The 17,804-nt window shown below is 64.8% G+C and carries 14 protein-coding genes; 12 read left to right on the forward strand and 2 right to left on the reverse strand.

Annotated features, from left to right (window positions below):
* Positions 1 to 16 precede the first annotated feature (16 nt).
* The 11 genes from nuoC to nuoN are packed head-to-tail and all read left to right on the forward strand — an operon-like array spanning position 17 to position 13,722.
* Positions 17 to 1,801: an NADH-quinone oxidoreductase subunit C/D gene (gene nuoC, locus DKK67_RS08135; RefSeq protein ID WP_111495873.1), complete on the forward strand. Its 1,785-nt coding sequence runs from the start codon at positions 17 to 19 to the stop codon at positions 1,799 to 1,801.
* An 8-nt stretch (positions 1,802 to 1,809) separates the two neighbouring features.
* Complete coding sequence (nuoE, locus tag DKK67_RS08140; protein ID WP_111495874.1) at positions 1,810 to 2,310, forward strand: NADH-quinone oxidoreductase subunit NuoE; 501 nt, start codon at positions 1,810 to 1,812, stop codon at positions 2,308 to 2,310.
* A complete protein-coding gene (gene nuoF / locus DKK67_RS08145; protein ID WP_111495875.1) occupies positions 2,307 to 3,677 on the forward strand; it encodes an NADH-quinone oxidoreductase subunit NuoF in 1,371 nt (456 codons plus the stop codon). Before nuoE ends, nuoF begins: the two co-directional genes overlap by 4 nt.
* 3 nt (positions 3,678 to 3,680) lie before the next feature.
* Positions 3,681 to 6,428 (forward strand): NADH-quinone oxidoreductase subunit NuoG, encoded by a 2,748-nt coding sequence (gene nuoG / locus DKK67_RS08150; protein WP_111495876.1) that lies wholly within the window; start codon positions 3,681 to 3,683, stop codon positions 6,426 to 6,428.
* Positions 6,425 to 7,405, forward strand: coding sequence for an NADH-quinone oxidoreductase subunit NuoH (gene nuoH / locus DKK67_RS08155; protein WP_111495877.1), 981 nt, complete (start codon positions 6,425 to 6,427; stop codon positions 7,403 to 7,405). Before nuoG ends, nuoH begins: the two co-directional genes overlap by 4 nt.
* A 10-nt stretch (positions 7,406 to 7,415) precedes the next feature.
* Positions 7,416 to 7,955 carry an NADH-quinone oxidoreductase subunit NuoI gene (gene nuoI / locus DKK67_RS08160; RefSeq protein ID WP_111495878.1) on the forward strand — a complete coding sequence of 180 codons (540 nt, stop codon included), beginning with the start codon at positions 7,416 to 7,418 and terminating at the stop codon, positions 7,953 to 7,955.
* Positions 7,956 to 8,006: 51 nt separating this feature from the next.
* Positions 8,007 to 8,531, forward strand: a complete 525-nt coding sequence (gene nuoJ / locus DKK67_RS08165; RefSeq protein ID WP_111496818.1) for an NADH-quinone oxidoreductase subunit J — start codon at positions 8,007 to 8,009, stop codon at positions 8,529 to 8,531.
* Entirely contained in the window at positions 8,528 to 8,836 is a 309-nt protein-coding gene (gene nuoK / locus DKK67_RS08170) for an NADH-quinone oxidoreductase subunit NuoK (RefSeq protein ID WP_111495879.1), read from the forward strand. The genes nuoJ and nuoK overlap by 4 nt, the downstream gene beginning before the upstream one ends.
* Positions 8,833 to 10,695, forward strand: coding sequence for an NADH-quinone oxidoreductase subunit L (nuoL, locus tag DKK67_RS08175; RefSeq protein ID WP_111495880.1), 1,863 nt, complete (start codon positions 8,833 to 8,835; stop codon positions 10,693 to 10,695). The genes nuoK and nuoL overlap by 4 nt, the downstream gene beginning before the upstream one ends.
* Before the next feature lie 40 nt (positions 10,696 to 10,735).
* The gene (gene nuoM, locus DKK67_RS08180; RefSeq protein WP_111495881.1) at positions 10,736 to 12,283 is read left to right on the forward strand and encodes an NADH-quinone oxidoreductase subunit M; all 1,548 of its coding nucleotides are present in this window, start codon (positions 10,736 to 10,738) and stop codon (positions 12,281 to 12,283) included.
* On the forward strand, positions 12,283 to 13,722 hold the full coding sequence (nuoN, locus tag DKK67_RS08185; protein WP_111495882.1) for an NADH-quinone oxidoreductase subunit NuoN: 1,440 nt from the start codon (positions 12,283 to 12,285) through the stop codon (positions 13,720 to 13,722). The genes nuoM and nuoN overlap by 1 nt, the downstream gene beginning before the upstream one ends.
* On the opposite strand, the gene DKK67_RS08190 is transcribed toward nuoN, so the two are convergent.
* Entirely contained in the window at positions 13,719 to 14,171 is a 453-nt protein-coding gene (locus tag DKK67_RS08190; protein ID WP_111495883.1) for a YchJ family protein, read from the reverse strand. The genes nuoN and DKK67_RS08190 overlap by 4 nt on opposite strands.
* Positions 14,172 to 14,269: 98 nt before the next feature.
* Complete coding sequence (locus DKK67_RS08195) at positions 14,270 to 16,864, reverse strand: bifunctional aconitate hydratase 2/2-methylisocitrate dehydratase (protein ID WP_111495884.1); 2,595 nt, start codon at positions 16,862 to 16,864, stop codon at positions 14,270 to 14,272.
* Between the two features lie 307 nt (positions 16,865 to 17,171).
* Between DKK67_RS08195 and miaE the strand changes: the two genes are divergently transcribed.
* A complete protein-coding gene (miaE, locus tag DKK67_RS08200; RefSeq protein WP_111495885.1) occupies positions 17,172 to 17,783 on the forward strand; it encodes a tRNA-(ms[2]io[6]A)-hydroxylase in 612 nt (203 codons plus the stop codon).
* Positions 17,784 to 17,804: the final 21 nt, after the last annotated feature.

Genomic DNA, 17,804 nt, shown 5'->3' on the forward strand with positions numbered 1-17,804 from the left:
TTCGGGAGGCGTATCGATGAGTGTAGTGACGCCCGTCCACGGGCCAACGCAGGCGAATGACACCGACGACCCGGTGCTGGAGGCGCTCGGCCAGCATCTGGGGCCGGCGTCTCTGCGTGGCCAGTGCACGCTGACCGGCATGCCGGTGGTCTGGGTGTCCCGCGATCGCATTGTCGAGGCCCTGCGTTTCCTCAAGGCCATGCCCGACGGCTTCACCATGCTCTACGACCTGTCCGCCGTGGACGAGCGCCTGCGCGGTCAGCGGCACGGGTTGCCGGCGTCTGATTTCACCGTGTTCTATCACCTGCTGTCGGTGCACCGGAACCGGGACGTCATGTTGAAAGTGGCGTTGTCCGAGGATGACCTGTCGATCCCCACCTGCACGCCGGTGTTCCAGAACGCGAACTGGTACGAGCGGGAGATCTGGGACCTGTTCGGTATCGACGTGGCGGGTCATCCGCGTCTGGTCCGGATCCTGATGCCGCCCACCTGGCAGGGTCACCCCCTGCGCAAGGACTATCCCGCCCGGGCCACCGAGTTCGATCCCTACACCCTGACCGTGGCGGGCCAGGACGCCGAACAGGAAGCGTTGCAGTTCCAGCCGGAGGACTGGGGCATGCAGCGCGAGCGTGCCGGCAGCGAGTTCATGTTCCTCAATCTGGGGCCCAATCACCCGTCGGCACACGGCGCGTTCCGGGTGGTGTTGCAGCTCGACGGCGAAGAGGTGGTCGACTGCGTGCCGGACATCGGCTATCACCACCGGGGCGCCGAAAAGATGGCCGAGCGTCAGTCCTGGCACAGTTTTATTCCCTACACCGACCGCATCGACTATACCGGCGGCGTGATGAACAACCTGCCGTACGTGTTGGCGGTGGAGAAGCTCGCGGGCATTGCGGTGCCGGACCGGGTCAAGGTGATCCGGGTGATGATGGCCGAGATGTTCCGCATCACCAGCCACCTGTTGTTCCTGGGGACCTACCTGCAGGATCTGGGGGCGATGACGCCGGTGTTCTTCACCTTCAGCGACCGCCAGCGGGCGTACAAGGTTATTGAAGGCATCACCGGTTTTCGCATGCATCCGGCCTGGTATCGCATCGGCGGGGTGTCCCAGGACCTGCCCAAAGGCTGGGCGTCGCTGGTGCAGGAATTCCTCGACTGGATGCCCACCCGCCTGCGGGAGTACGAACGCGCCATGATGGAGAACGCCATCGTCCGCGAACGCACCCGGGACATCGCCGCTTTCAGTACCGCCGAAGCGTTGGAGTGGGGCGTGACCGGGCCCAACCTGCGCGCCACAGGCTGCAACTTCGACCTGCGCAAGCAGCGGCCCTATTCCGGCTACGACCAGTTCGATTTCGAAGTGCCGTTGGGCACCCGCGGCGATGTATTCGATCGTGGGCAGCTGCGCATCGAGGAAATGCGCCAGAGCCTGCGCATCATCCAGCAGTGCGTCGACGACATGCCCGCCGGGGATTACAAGGCCGACCACCCGCTGACCACGCCGCCGCCCCGGGACCGCATGTTGCAGCACATAGAGACGCTGATTACCCATTTCCTGCAGGTGTCCTGGGGGCCGGTGCTCAAGGCCAACGAATCCTGCCAGATGATTGAGGCCACCAAGGGCATCAACAGCTACTACCTGACCAGCGACGGCAGTACGACCAGCTACCGCACGCGTATCCGGACCCCGAGCTTCCCCCACCTGCAGCAGATTCCGGCGGTGATGCGCGGTGGCTTTGTGCCCGATCTCATTGCCCATCTTGGCAGCATTGATTTTGTCATGGCGGACGTGGACCGATGAGGGAGGCGATGGAACCGACAACGACAATCGCCCGCGACGGTTTCGCGATTGAGCCGACGGACCGGGACGCGATCCTGCGTGAGCGGGCGCACTACGAACAGCCCCAGGCCGCCTGCATCGAAGCGTTGAAGATCATCCAGCGCCGGCATGGCTGGGTGCCGGATAACGCCATACCGGCCATCGCGGATCTGCTGGGCATCGCCCCGGCGGCGGTGGAAGGCGTGGCCACCTTCTACAGCCTGATCTTTCGCCAGCCGGTGGGGCGCCACGTAATCCTGCTTTGCGACAGCAGCTCCTGCTTCCTGACGGATTACGAGGGCCTGCGCGATGCCTTCATTGAGCGGCTGGGCATCGGTTTCGGTCAAACCACCGGCGATGGCCGCTTCACCCTGCTGCCGGTGTGCTGCCTGGGTGCCTGCGACCGTGGTCCGGCGCTGATGATCGACGACGACACCTTCGGCCCCGTGGGGCCGGGCGATCTCGACCAACTGCTGGAGGGCTACCCATGACCGACGCCCTGCAACGTCTGCGCTACCGCTGCCAGCTGCATCAGAGCGCCGGCGAGCGGCGCGAGGACACCCACCCGCTGACCTGGCGCCTGCACGATGACGGCACACCGCTGGACCTGGCGGATTATCGCGCGCGGGACGGCTACGCGGCGGTCGAGACCGTCCTCCGACAGCAGTCGCCGGACGACGTGATCGACACCATGAAAGCGGCCAACGTGCGCGGTCGCGGCGGTGCGGGTTTCTCCGCCGGCGTCAAATGGAGCCTGACCCTCCGGGGCGATGGCGTGCCGCGCGGCTACATCGTCTGCAATGCCGACGAAATGGAGCCCGGTACCTTCAAGGATCGCCTTTTGATGGAGCAGATTCCGCACCTGCTCATTGAGGGCATGATCCTCGCGGCCTACGCCAATCATGCGCGTTACGGCTACATCTTCCTGCGCGGGGAGTACAACGAGGCGGCCAAGTCGATCAACCGTGCCCTGGCCGAAGCCCGGGACGCCGGCTGGCTGGGGGCGGATGTTGCCGGCAGCGGTTTCGATTTCGACATTGCCCTGCACACCGGTGCCGGGCGCTACATCTGCGGCGAAGAGACGGCGTTGATCAACTCGCTGGAAGGGCACCGGGCCAATCCCCGCGCCAAGCCGCCGTTTCCGGGCCAGTCCGGCGCCTGGGGCAAGCCAACCGTGGTCAACAACGTGGAAACCCTGTGCAACGTACCGGCCGTGATGCGCCATGGGGCGGACTGGTACCAGGGGCTGTCCGGCCATCTCAGTGACGACGGCGGCACCAAGCTTTACGGCGTGTCCGGCCGGGTCAACCGGCCCGGGCTGTGGGAATTGCCCATAGGCACACCGGGTACCGAGGTCATGGAGCGCGCTGGCGGCGTCGTGGATGGCCAGCACCTCAAGGCCTGGCTGCCGGGCGGTGGCAGTACCGGCTTCCTGCTACCGGAGCACCTGGAGCTGGGGCTGGATTTCGACACCATCGGTCAGGCGGGCAGCCGCATGGGAACCGGGCTGCTGACGGTGGTGACTGACCAGCAGAGCATCGTATCGCTGATGCGTAACCTGGAGCAGTTCTTTGCCCGCGAATCCTGCGGCTGGTGCACGCCGTGCCGTGACGGCCTGCCCTGGACGGTCAGGCTGTTGCAGGCCCTTGAGCGTGGCGAAGGTGAGCGCGGCGACCTGGAGATGCTCGACAAACTGGCCGATGACCTGGGCCCGGGCAAGACCTTCTGCGCCCACGCGCCGGGCGCGGCGATGCCCCTGGCGAGTGCGCTCCAGTATTTCCGCCATGAGTTCGAGCAGGGCGTTCGTTACGAGCCCGGCCCGGCCCATGCTGATCCCATTCCGGTGGGGGAGGCCTAGGCCATGGCGACGATTCATGTGGACGGTCAGGCGTTTCAGGTCGATGGGGCCGACAACCTGCTCCATGCCTGCCTGTCGCTGGGGCTGGATATCCCGTACTTCTGCTGGCACCCGTCCATGGGCAGCGTCGGCGCGTGTCGTCAATGTGCCGTCAAGCAATTCAAGGATCAGGACGACGATCGCGGCATGCTGGTCATGGCCTGTATGACGCCAGCATCCGACCAGACCCGCATTGCCATCGACGACGAGGAGGCGCGGGAGTTCCGCGCCAGCGTCATCGAGTGGCTGATGACCAACCATCCCCACGATTGCCCGGTGTGCGAGGAGGGCGGTCATTGCCACCTGCAGGACATGACGGTCATGACCGGCCACGACCGCCGGCGCTACCGGTTCCGCAAACGCACCCATCGCAATCAGTACCTCGGGCCTTTCATTGCCCACGAGATGAATCGCTGCATCGCCTGCTACCGGTGCGTGCGCTTCTACCGCGACTACGCCGGCGGCACGGACCTGGGGGCTTTTGGCGCCAACAACAACGTCTACTTCGGGCGCTACGCCGAGGGCACGCTGGAGAGCCCGTTCTCCGGCAACCTGACCGAAGTCTGTCCCACCGGCGTGTTCACCGATCAGACCCACAGCGAGCAGTACACGCGTAAATGGGACCTGCAGTTCGCCCCCAGCATTTGCCACCAGTGCGCGGTGGGCTGCAACACCAGCCCGGGGGAGCGCTATGGTGACATTCGCCGCATCGAGAATCGCTATCACGGCGACCTGAACCGTTTCTTCCTGTGTGACCGTGGGCGTTTTGGTTATGGCTACGTCAATCGCGACGACCGCCCCGCCCAGCCACAGTGGCGGGCGCAGCCGGGCGAAGCGCCGGTCGCGTTGGAGGTAGACGCGGCGCTGGACCGGGCGGCGGACGCCCTGCGCGATGCCTATCGGGTGATCGGCGTGGGGTCGCCCCGGGCCAGCCTGGAGAGCAACCACATGCTGCGGGAACTGGTCGGGGCTGAAAGTTTCTCCACCGGTATCGCCGCGGATGAACTGGCGTGCCTGAACCGGATGCAGCAGGTGCAACGGACGTGCGGTCTGGAAACACCGAGCCTGCGAGACGTGGAGCAATGCGATGCGGTGCTGGTCCTGGGCGAGGACTTGATCGAGAGCGCGGCGCGGCTGGGGCTTTCGGTTCGCCAGTCGGTGCTGGGACGACGCGAGGCGCTGGCGCAGGACCGTGGGATTCCCGCCTGGAACGCCGAAGCGGTGATGACCTTAGCGCAGGACGCCCGCCATCCGCTGTTCCTGGCTTATCCCGTGGAAGGCGTCCTGGACAGTCTGGCTACGGCCAGTTTCCGGCGGTTGCCGGACAGCATTGCTCAACTGGGGCAGGCAATTGCGCACCGCATCGACCCGGCGTCGCCGGCGGTGCCCGACCTGGACAGCGTGACCGGGAGTCAGGCGCAGCGGGTCGCCGATGCCTTGCTGGCGGCCGAGCGCCCGCTTGTGATCAGCGGGGGATCGCTGGGCTCGACCGCCATCATCGATGCCGCTGGCAACATCGCCCGGGCCCTGTCCCGGCGTGCCCGCCGGGGCGGGTTGCTGCTGGTGCGACGAGAGGTGAACAGCACCGGCCTGGCGCTGCTCGGTGGCCAGTCGCTGGACTGGGCGCTGGCGGAGTTGGCCGAGGATCGCGCCGATGCGCTTGTGGTGCTGGAAAACGACCTTTACCAGCGTCTGCCACAGCAACGGGTGAATGCCGCGTTATCCCATGCCCGTGCGCTGGTGGTTCTGGACCACCAGCGCACACCAACCCTGGAACGGGCGAGCCTGGCGCTTCCGGCGGCCAGTTTCGTTGAGGCGGACGGGACCGTGGTCAACCTGGAAGGCCGGGCCCAGCGCTTCTTCCAGGTGTACGATCCGGCCTATATCCGGCCGCAAACCCGGATCCGTGAAAGCTGGCGCTGGCTGCACGCGCTGGGGCAGGGGCTGCGGCGGGAGCCGCCGGGCGATGTCACCCTGGATCAGGTGATCGACGATTGCGTCCGCCGCCATCCGGCCCTGGCGGGAATCCGCGAGGCCGCGCCGGGTGCTGACTTCCGCATTCGGGGGGTGAAGCTGGCCCGGGAACCTCATCGCTATTCCGGCCGCACCGCCATGCGCGCGCACCTGAGCGTGTCTGAACCGCGCGCGCCGCAGGATCCGGATTCGCCGTTCGCTTTTTCCATGGAAGGCTATAACGGATTCGACCGGCCGCGGCAGGAAGTCGCCTTTGCCTGGGCACCGGGCTGGAACTCGCCCCAGGCCTGGAACAAGTTCACCGATGAAGTGGGCGGCCACCTGCGCGCCGGGGATCCCGGCATCCCCCTGATCCCGCTTAAGCCGGGGCGCTACGATTACGCCGAGCTGTTGCCCGACGACGATACGGCGGCCGTTACGGGGCAATGGCGCGTGCTGCCGCTGCCGCGGCTGTTCGGTGGCGAGGAAACCTCGTCCCGCGCCGGCCCGATCCAGCAGCGCACCGCCCCGGCCCGGGTGACCCTGCCGGCCGGCGACGCCGATGCCCTGGGGGTGCATGACGGCGAACACGTGCGCCTGGCCAACGAACAGGGCCAATGGGTGCTTTCCGCGCGGTTGGACCCGGATTGTCCTGCCGGCTGGGTGCTGGTGCCTGCGGGAGTCGACAGCGCGCTGGTGTCAGGTTGCACGGTGACACTGGAACCGGTGCCTCGTTCCGGCGGGGAGGCGATGGTATGAGTTGGCTCAGCCCCACCCTGGTAGCCAGTGCGATCGCGGTGTTCCAGGCCATCGCGATCCTGCTCGCTGTGGTGTTGCTGGGCGCGGTGATGACGGTGGTGGAACGCCGTCTGCTGGGGCTCTGGCAGGATCGTTACGGCCCCAACCGGGTGGGCCCGTTTGGCTCTCTCCAACTGGTGGCGGACATGATCAAGATCTTCTTCAAGGAGGACTGGATTCCGCCGTTCGCCGATCGCTCCCTGTTCCTGCTGGCGCCGGCCATTGCCATGGCGTCCCTGCTGCTGTCGTTTCTGGTGATTCCCATCACACCCGGCTGGGGCGTGGCGGACCTCAATATCGGCCTGCTGTTCTTTTTCGCCATGGCGGGCATTAACGTCTACGCGGTGCTGTTTGGCGGCTGGGCCAGTGGCAACAAGTACGCGCTGCTGGGGGCCATGCGCGCGTCCGCCCAGACCCTGTCCTACGAGGTGTTCATGGGGCTGGCGCTGATGGGGGTGGTCGGCCTGGCCGGCTCGTTCAACATGCGCGAGATCGTCCAGGCCCAGGAAGGCATGTGGTTCATCGTGCCCCAGTTCTTCGGTTTCTGCACCTTCCTGATCGCCGGGATCGCGGTCACGCACCGTCATCCTTTCGATCAGCCCGAGGCGGAGCAGGAACTGGCGGACGGCTACCACATCGAGTTCTCCAGCATGAAATTCGGCATGTTTTTCATCGGCGAGTACGTGGGCATGGTGCTGATCTCGGCACTGCTGGTGACGCTCTTCTTCGGCGGCTGGCACGGGCCCTGGCTGCCGCCGTTTGTTTGGTTCGCCCTGAAGACGGCGTTCTTCCTGATGCTGTTCGTTCTGCTGCGGGCGTCTCTGCCCCGGCCGCGCTATGACCGCGTCATGAGTTTCGGCTGGAAAGTCTGCCTGCCGCTGACCCTGATCAATCTGCTGGTGACCGGCGCGGTGATCCTGGCGGGATCGCCGGCCTAGGAGGCTGCGCATGCTGACATGGCTGATAAAGGGGACCTGGAGCCAACTGCGGACGCTGGGCATGGTGTTCATGCACGGGTTCCGCAAACGGGAGACCCTCAACTACCCGGACGAACCGGTGCCGCTGCCGCCGCGCTACCGGGGGCGCATTGTGCTGACCCGTGATCCGGACGGGGAGGAACGCTGCGTGGCCTGCAACCTGTGCGCGGTGGCCTGTCCGGTGGACTGCATTTCGCTGCAGAAAGGGGAGAAGGACGACGGTCGCTGGTATCCCGAGTTCTTCCGCATCAATTTCTCCCGCTGCATTTTCTGCGGTATGTGCGAGGAGGCCTGCCCGACGTCGGCGATCCAGCTGACGCCGGACTTCGAGATGGCGGAGTACGACCGTCAGGAGCTGGTTTACGAGAAGGAAGACCTGTTGATCAACGGTACCGGCAAGGATCACGACACCCATTTCTACCGGGTGGCCGGGTTGTCCATCGCCGGCAAGGACAAGGGCAAGGCCCTGAACGAGGACGAACCGGTGGACGTCAAGAGCCTGCTGCCCTGATTGCAGGCGTCGGGTGCCAAGGCGCGCATCGAATCGGAAGAGGAGTCCGTCATGGAGCTTGCTTTCTATCTCAGTGGCCTGGTGGCGATACTGGCGACCCTGGGAGTAATCACCGGGACCAACGCCGTGCACGCGTTGCTGAACCTGATCGTGTCCCTGATCGCGGTGGCCATGGTGTTCTTCGCCCTGGGGGCGCCGTTTGCCGGTGCCCTGGAGATCATCGTATACGCGGGGGCCATCATGGTGCTGTTCGTGTTCGTGGTGATGATCCTCAACCTGGGGCAGGGCGCGACGGAGCAGGAGCGACTCTGGCTGCAGACGCGCACCTGGGTGCTGCCGGCGCTGCTGTCCCTGGCCCTGCTGGCGATCCTGGTCTTTACCTTGTGGCAGGGGGATACCGGGCAGCGCATTGACGGCGAGACCCTCACCGCCAAGGCGGTGGGTACGACGCTGTTCGGCCCCTGGCTGCTGGTGGTGGAGCTGGCCGCCATGCTGCTGCTGGCCGCCCTGGTGACCGCCTCCCATGTGGGGCGTACGGTACCGTTGCAGCGGGATGAGCGGGGAGGCCCATCATGAGCGGTATTCCCATGGAGCACGGCCTGGTGTTGGCGGCGATCCTGTTCGCCCTGGGGCTGGCGGGCCTCATGTTCCGGCGCAACATGGTCTTTGTGCTCATGAGTCTGGAAGTGATGCTCAATGCCACTGGCCTGGCGTTCATCGTCGCGGGCACGGCCTGGGGGCAGCCCGAGGGCCAGGCGATGTTCCTGCTGGTGATTACCCTGGCGGCGGCGGAAGCCAGCGTGGGGCTGGCGCTGCTGATCCAGCTCTACCAGCGCTTCCGCTCGCTCGACACGGATGCGGCCAGCAGGATGCGTGGATGATGCAGGGACTGCTGCCACTGACCTTCCTGTTGCCCCTGGCGGGCTGCCTGGTCCTGGCCTTTGCCCATCGCCGGCTCGGCGAGCGCGCCAGCGGGTTGATCGGCTACACCAGCGTCGGGCTGGCGGCCCTGGCCACGGCGGTGGTAACGCTGGGCTTCCTGGCCGGGGATGAATCGCCGCAGCGGCTGACACTCTGGACCTGGATCGAGGTGGGGGATTTTCAGCCGACCATCGGTCTGTGGCTGGACGGGCTGTCGGTGACCATGCTCGGTGTGATCACCGGCGTGGGCTTCCTGATCCACCTGTTCGCCGCCTGGTACATGCGTGGTGAGCCCGGCATCACGCGGTTCTTCGCGTACATGAATCTGTTCGTGTTCAGCATGGTGCTGCTGGTGCTGGGGGACAACCTGCTCCTGCTGTTCCTGGGTTGGGAGGGCGTGGGCCTGTGTAGCTACCTGCTCATCGGCTACTACTACGAGAATGCCGCCAACGGTGCCGCCGCGTTCAAGGCGTTCGTGGTGACCCGCATCGGTGATGTGTTCCTGGCCATTGGCCTGTTCCTGATCTTTGCCGAGCTGGGCACGCTGGATATACCGGCCATTCTCGAAAAAGCGCCGCAAGTCTGGTCGGTTGGCGACCCGGTGGCCGAGCTGGCGGCCCTGCTTCTCTTGGGCGGGGCGCTGGGCAAGTCCGCCCAGTTGCCGCTGCACACCTGGCTGGCGGACGCCATGGCCGGGCCCACGCCGGTGTCGGCTTTGATCCACGCCGCCACCATGGTCACCGCCGGGGTGTACCTGATTGCCCGCATGCATGGCCTGTTCGAGCTGGCGCCCCAGGCCCTGTACCTGGTGGGCGTCATCGGTGCGCTGACACTGCTGGTGGCCGGCTTTGCCGCCCTGGCGCAGACGGACATCAAACGGGTGCTGGCGTACTCCACCATGAGCCAGATCGGTTACATGTTCCTGGCCTTGGGCGTTGGCGCCTACGGGGCGGCCATTTTTCACCTGATGATCCACGCATTCTTCAAGGCGCTGCTGTTTCTGTCTGCGGGCGCTGTCATCATCAACTGCCACCACGAGCAGGAGATGCCGCGTCTCGGTGGCCTGTGGCGGCGCCTGCCCATTCCCTACGTCGGCTTCCTGGTTGGCGGCGCGGCGCTGGCGGCTCTGCCGTTGGTGACGGCCGGCTTCTACAGCAAGGACGAGATCCTCTGGGAGGCCTTCGCCGGCGGCAATAACGGGCTCCTGATGGCCGGCCTCGTGGGCGCGCTGCTGACGTCGCTCTACACGCTGCGGCTGATCGTCGGCACTTTCCACGGCAAGCCGGGCAGTGATCACGCGCTGGAGGCTGAACGCGGCCGAGGCGTGTTGCACGGTCTGCCGCTGGTGGTGCTGATGGTGTTGTCGACGTTTATCGGGGCGCTGATCACGCCGCCCCTGGCCTCGGTCCTGCCCCTGGGGCCCGGCGCCTACGGCGAATCCGGGCATACGGTTCTGGAGCTGCTGGCATCGGCGACGGCCCTGGCCGGGCTGGCGCTGGGGGTGTGGCTGTTCCTGTTCCGTCGGGACTGGCTGGCCGCGCAGGTCCGGCAGGGCGTCGGCGCCTGGCTGTGGGATTTCTGGCATCACGCCTGGCGGTTTGATGGGCTGTTCGATCGTTTGCTGGTTCGCCCCTACAAGGCGCTGGTGCGCTGGCTGCGCAACGATCTGGTGGATGCGCTGCTGATGCTGCCGGCCTGGCTGGCGCGGGCGTTCAACGGCGGGCTGACACGGACCCAGACCGGCCGGCTGCGGACCTATGCGTCCTCCATGGCACTGGGGGCGACTCTGGTACTGCTGATCCTGGCGATGGGCTATTGAGGCGTTCACCGATGGCATCGATAGGGGAGTCGATTACACGATGATTCTGGCCTGGCTGATCCTGATCCCGATCCTGGGCGGCTTGCTGTGCTGGCAGGCGGACCGCTGGGGTGACAAGGCACCGCGCTGGATTGCCCTGGCCACCATGCTGCTGGTGCTGGTCACCACCCTGGTGTTGTGGTGGCACGGTGACTATCACCTGCCCAAGACCGGCACACCGGAGGCGGTGCGCTGGGCGATCGAATGGCATGTGCCCTGGATCCCGCGGTTCGGCATCGATATTCATCTGGGGCTGGATGGCCTGTCCCTGATCCTGATCGCGCTGACCGGGCTGCTGGGGGCGCTGGCGGTGATCTGTTCGTGGAAGGAAATCGCCCACCGGGTGGGCTTCTTCCACCTCAACCTGCTGTTCATCCTGGCCGGGGTGGTGGGCGTGTTCCTGGCCATCGACCTGTTCCTGTTTTTCTGCTTCTGGGAAATGATGCTGGTGCCCATGTATTTCCTGATCGCGCTCTGGGGGCACAGCGGCTCGGCCGGCAAGACGCGCATCCGCACGGCCATCAAGTTCTTCATCTACACCCAGGCCAGCGGGTTGCTGATGCTGGTGGCGATCCTTGCGCTGGTGTTCATCCATTTCCGCCAGACCGGCACGTTTACTTTCAGCTACCTGGAGTTGCTGGGGACGCCCATGTCCGAATCCGTGGCGATGATCCTGATGCTGGGGTTCTTCATCGCCTTTGCCGTGAAGCTGCCGATCGTGCCGCTGCACGGCTGGCTGCCCGATGCCCACGCCCAGGCGCCGACGGCGGGCAGCGTGGATCTGGCGGGCATTCTGTTGAAGACCGCCGCCTACGGCATGCTGCGGTTCTGCATCCCGCTGTTCCCGGAGGCGTCCCAGGCCTTCGCCCCGGTGGCGATGGCCCTGGGAGTGGTGGGCATCTTCTACGGCGCGGTGCTGGCCTGTGGTCAGCAGGACGTCAAACGGCTGATCGCCTACACCAGTATCTCCCACATGGGGTTCGTACTGATCGGTATCTACACCGGCAACGCCATCGCGCTGCAGGGTGTGGTGGTGCTGATGGTCGCTCATGCGTTCTCCGCCGCTGGGTTGTTCATCCTGAGCGGGCAGCTCTACGAGCGGGTGCATACCCGTGACTTGGGCCAGATGGGCGGCCTGTGGGGGCGCATCGGCAGTCTGCCGGCGTTCACCCTGTGTTTCGTGGCGGCGTCGTTGGGCATGCCGGGCACCGCCAACTTCGTCGGCGAATTCATGGTGCTGTTTGGCACCTTCCCGGTAGCGCCGGTGATCACGGTGCTGGCCAGCGTGGGCATGGTGTTGGCGGTGATCTATTCCCTGCTGATCATGCAGCGGGTGCATTTCGGGCCGGCAAAGGCGAGCGATCCCTTGGCCGGACTTGATCGCCGGGAGTACAGCATGATGCTGGTGCTGGTGGCGTTAGTGGTTTTCTTCGGGCTTTATCCGCAGGGCTTGCTGGATGCCTCCGCACCGGTGATGGAGGAAGTCCGGGCCCTGTTTGCCAGCGGCTCGGCCGGGGTGGCGGCGGATGTGCTGACGGAGGTGTGGTGATGCTGGGGCGAGCCGATATCATGGCGCTGACGCCGGTTATCCTGGTCAGCGCAACCGCCATCGTGGTGATGCTCGGGATCGCTTGGCAGCGACTGCATGCGGTGACGGTGCTGGTGTCGGCGCTGGGGTTGAACCTGGCGTTATTGTCGCTGTTGCTGGTCGGCTCCCTGGGACCGACCACGACCCCTCTGCTGGTGTTCGACGGCGTCACTCTGCTGGGTATGCTGCTGGTGCTGGTCTCGTCTTTGGCGTGCGTCACTTTCTGCCACGCCTATCTGGAAGGCTATCCCGGGCCGCGTGAGGAGTTTTACCTGCTGCTGCTGTGCGCGGCGGCGGGCGGCATGATCCTGACGGCGGCCAATCATCTGGCGACGCTGTTCTTCGGGCTGGAGCTGCTGTCCATGCCGATCTACGGCATGCTGGCCTACACGTTCCGCGATCGTCTCTCGCTGGAAGCGGGGATCAAGTACCTGGTGCTGTCGGCGGCCGGGACGTCCTTCCTGCTGTTCGGCATGGCGCTGCTCTACGCCCAGACCGGTCAGCTTGCCATCGACGGCATCGTCGCGGCCATGGCGACGGGCAATGGGCCCTGGGCGCTGGCCGGGGTTGGTTTCGTACTGGTGGGGCTGGGTTTCAAACTGTCGGTGATTCCGTTTCACCTGTGGACCCCCGACGTCTATCAGGGCGGCCCCAGCCCGGCGGTGACGTTTCTCGCCACGGCCAGCAAGGCAGCGGCGTTCATCGTGCTGCTGCGGGTGGTGGTCGCGATTCCCGCCTTCCACGGCACCGAGGCGCACGACCTGCTTGCCGGCCTGGCGCTGCTGACCATGCTGGCCGGTAACCTGCTGGCACTGATGCAGGCCAACCTCAAGCGGCTGCTGGGCTACTCCTCGATCGCGCATTTCGGCTACCTGCTGGTGGCGCTGGTCGTCGCCGACGGCATGGCGGTGGAGACCAGCGGCATCTATCTGGTGACGTATCTGGTGACCACGCTGGCGGCTTTCGGCGTCGTAACGCTGCTGTCCAGCCCGTATAGCGGTGAGGATGCGTCGGCCCTGCATCATTATCGCGGTCTGTTCTGGCGCCGGCCCTATCTCGCGGCGGTGCTGACGGTGGCCTTGCTGTCGCTGGCGGGGATTCCGTTCACCGCGGGCTTTATCGGCAAGTTCTATATTCTCGCCCTGGGGGTGGAAGCTCAGCGGTGGTGGCTGGTGGGAGGTATCGTGGTCGGCAGCGCCATTGGTCTGTTCTACTACCTGCGGGTGATGGTCACGCTGTACCTGGTTGAGCCGGGCATGAGCCGCCGGGACGCGCCCAACGACTGGGGCCTTCGCGCCGGAGGCCTGGTGGTGTTGGGTCTGGCGGGGCTGACCATCCTGCTGGGCGTGTATCCAGCGCCGGTGGTGCGTTGGATTGCGCAGCTCAGCCTGACCGGTTAGCTCAGACAGCAGCTCTTGAATTTCCTGCCACTGCCACACGGGCAGCGGTCGTTGCGGCCTGGTTTGAGCACGCCCTGTTGCGGATTCCCCGACAGGTAATACCAGCGTCCGTCTTCGACTACGAAATCCGATTTCTCCTCGAGGTATCCCCACTGGCCGGACTCGCGGTAGATGGCCCGGAAGTGGACCTGGCCGCGATCACCGTCGCTGGTGCTGGACAGCACGGTCAGACCGGTCCATTGGGGCGTGTCGCCGCGATCGAGTGAGGCGGGGCGGGTCGATGGATGCCAGCTTTGCCGCAGGTAGTCGGTCAGCCCGAGCACGAAGGCCGAATAGCGCGAGCGCATAAGGGCCTCCGGAGACGGCGCGGGCGTTCCCGAATGGGCCGGTGCGCAGCATTCGCCGTAGGTGCGGCCGGTTCCGCAGGGGCAGGGGGCTTGCGGGTCCATGGTTCGGTTCCTTCTTTTCCTTCGGTAGAAACAAAAAACGCCAGCTCGGGGAGCTGGCGTTTTCCGGGGCCTGGGCCCATGGAGCTATCCGTTCAGGCTCAAGCCACGGTGGCTTCGGCGGCCTTCTTGGTGTAGTTCTCCATCTGGTCGAAGTTGAGATAGCGATAGATCTCTTTCGACATGCTGTTCAGGTCCTTGGCGTACTCCATGTATTCCTCCGGAGAGGGGAGTTTGCCCAGTACCGCACCCACCGCGGCCAGCTCGGCGGAGGTCAGGTACACGTTGGCACCATCACCGAGGCGGTTCGGGAAGTTACGGGTGGAGGTGGACAGGACCGTGGACTTCGGTGCGACCCGCGCCTGGTTACCCATGCACAGGGAGCAGCCCGGCATCTCGGTGCGCACACCGGCGGTGCCGTAGGTGTTGAAGTAGCCTTCTTCCATCAGCTGCTCCTGGTCCATCTTGGTCGGCGGAGACATCCACAGACGGGTGCTCAGGGCGCCCTTGTGTTGCTCCAGCAGCTTACCCGCGGCCCGGAAGTGACCGATGTTGGTCATGCAGGAACCGATGAACACTTCGTCCACCTTGTCGCCGGCGACGTCGGACAGCACCTTGGCGTCGTCCGGGTCGTTCGGGCAGCAGACGATCGGCTCCTTGATGTCGGCCAGGTCGATCTCGATGACGTGAGAGTACTCGGCGTCCTTGTCGGCGCGCATCAGGCTCGGGTTGGCCAGCCACTCTTCCATCTTCTGGGCACGACGCTCCAGGGTCCGCGGATCGCCGTAACCTTCGGCAATCATCCAGCGCAGCATAACGATGTTGGAGCGCAGGTACTCGGCCACGGAGTCTTCGGACAGGTTGATGGTACAACCGGCCGCGGAACGCTCGGCGGAGGCGTCAGACAGCTCGAACGCCTGCTCGACGGTCAGGTGCTCCAGACCTTCGATCTCCAGGATACGACCGGAGAACTCGTTGATCTTGCCTTTCTTCTCGACGGTCAGCATGCCTTGCTTGATGCCGTAGAGCGGAATGGCGTGGACCAGGTCACGCAGGGTGATGCCCGGCTGCATTTCGCCCTTGAAACGAACCAGAACGGATTCCGGCATGTCCAGCGGCATCACGCCGGTCGCCGCGGCAAACGCCACCAGGCCGGAACCGGCCGGGAAGGAGATGCCCATCGGGAAACGGGTGTGGGAGTCACCACCGGTACCGACGGTGTCCGGCAGCAGCATGCGGTTCAGCCAGGAGTGGATGATGCCGTCACCCGGACGCAGGGCGACACCGCCACGGGTCTGGATGAAGTCCGGCATGGTGTGCTGCATTTCCACGTCGACCGGCTTCGGATAGGCCGCGGTGTGACAGAAGGACTGCATGACCAAGTCAGACTGGAAGCCCAGGCAGGCCAGGTCTTTCAGCTCGTCCCGGGTCATCGGGCCGGTGGTGTCCTGGGAGCCGACGGTGGTCATTTCCGGCTCGCAGTAGGTGCCCGGACGGACGCCTTTGCCTTCTTCCAGGCCGCAGGCCTTGCCGACCATCTTCTGGGCCAGGGTGAAGCCCTTGGTGCCGGCTTCCGGATCTTTCGGCAGACGGAAGGTGTCCGTAGCGCCCAGCCCCAGTGCTTCGCGGGCCTTGTTGGTCAGACCGCGACCGATGATCAGCGGGATACGACCGCCGGCCTGAACTTCGTCCAGGATCACTTCGGACTTGAAGCCGAACTCGGAGATGGTCTCACCGGCTTCGTTCAGGATCTTGCCTTCGTACGGGCGGATGTCGATGACGTCGCCCATGTTCATGTCGTCGACCGGAGCCTCGAAAACCAGGGCGCCGGCGTCTTCCATGGTGTTGAAGAAGATCGGAGCCACCTTGTTACCGATACAGACACCACCGGCACGCTTGTTCGGCACGCCCGGGATGTCTTCGCCGAAGTACCACAGTACCGAGTTGGTACCGGACTTACGGGAGGAACCGGTGCCCACGACGTCGCCGACGAAGGCAACCGGCAGGCCTTTGGACTGGATGTCCTCGATCTGCTTGATCGGACCGGTCACGCCGGGCTCTTCCGGGGTCAGGCCGTCACGCTCCATCTTGTACATGGCGCGGGCGTGCAGCGGGATGTCCGGGCGGGACCAGGCATCCGGGGCCGGGGACAGGTCATCGGTGTTGGTTTCACCGGTCACCTTGAACACGACCATCTTGATGCTTTCAGGTACTTTCTTCTTGCTGGTGAACCACTCGGCGTTGGCCCAGGATTCGATGACGGACTTGGCCACGGCGTTGCCGGCGTCCATCCGGTCCTTCACGTCGTTGAACGCGTCGAACATCAGCAGGGTTTTCTTCAGCTTCTCACCGGCCAGTTCGGCCAGGTCAGCGTTGTCCAGCAGCTCGACCAGTGTGGCGATGTTGTAGCCACCCTGCATCATGCCCAGCAGCTCGACGGCCTTTTCCTTGCTCAGCAGCGGGGAAGAGGCTTCGTCTTTGACGATGGCCGTCAGGAAAGCGGCCTTGACGTAGGCGGCTTCGTCCACGCCCGGCGGAATGCGGTTTTCCAGCAGGTAAACCAGCGTTTCTTCCTCGCCGGCGGGCGGGTTTTTCAGGAGTTCAACCAGAGCAGCAGTCTGCTCGGCATTCAGAGGCTTGGGAGGAATGCCCAGCGCCGCGCGTTCTTCAACGTGTTTGCGATACTCTTCTAACACGGTAAGACCCTCATCAGTTGGATGCCCTGCCGGGCGACAAGGAGGCACTGAATAAATAGATTACGCTCTCTCCAAAAGCCCGCGCGGCGCTGAAGAAAGGGACAAGTTACTTATTCAGTGGCTCCTGTATCGAGCAGGGATTATTGGTGATTAGGGAATCATCATTGGTTCCCCGGGCTCGGTTCCGGCCGGGAATTCTAGCGGAAATCCCTCATAAAGTTAAGATGGCCCGTGCGCGGCAGGTCATCCAGACCCGAAAGGCCATTTGTGTATAATGCGCCGCGAAATCGCTGGAGTACCCGAATTCATGCAAGCTGCCCTCGACGAAATTCATCAATTCCTGCCCTGTCGCACGCCCGATCAGTGGATCGCTGACGCCCTGGACAACCCGGAGCTGATGCTGATCGATCACGCCCATTGCGAAAAGAAGGCCGCGTCGACGGCGCTGAGTCTCATGTACCGCTACGTCGACAACACGGACCTGCTCAATAAGATGTCCCGGCTGGCGCGGGAAGAGCTGCGGCACTTCGAGCAGGTGCTGGCGATCATGAAGAAACGCGGGGTGACCTACGACCACCTGACCCCGGCGCGCTATGCCGCGGGGTTGCGCAAGGAAGTGCGTTCCGAGGATCCGGGGCGTCTGGTGGATGTGCTGATCGTTGGCGCCATCATCGAGGCGCGCTCCTGCGAGCGATTTGCCGCGCTGGCGCCCCATCTGGACGAGCGTTTGTCTGAGTTCTACTCCAGCCTACTCAAATCCGAGGCACGTCACTACCAGGATTACCTGAAGTTGGCCGCCCAGGCGGCGGGCGGGCCCATCGATGATCGCGTGGCCACCTTTCTGGCCATTGAGAAAGACCTGATTGAACAGCCGGATACCGAGTTCCGCTTTCACAGCGGTCCGGTGGGCGGCGCCTGAGAACGTTTAAGCGTTCCAATG

Source organism: Marinobacter bohaiensis (assembly GCF_003258515.1).
Lineage (GTDB): Bacteria > Pseudomonadota > Gammaproteobacteria > Pseudomonadales > Oleiphilaceae > Marinobacter_A > Marinobacter_A bohaiensis.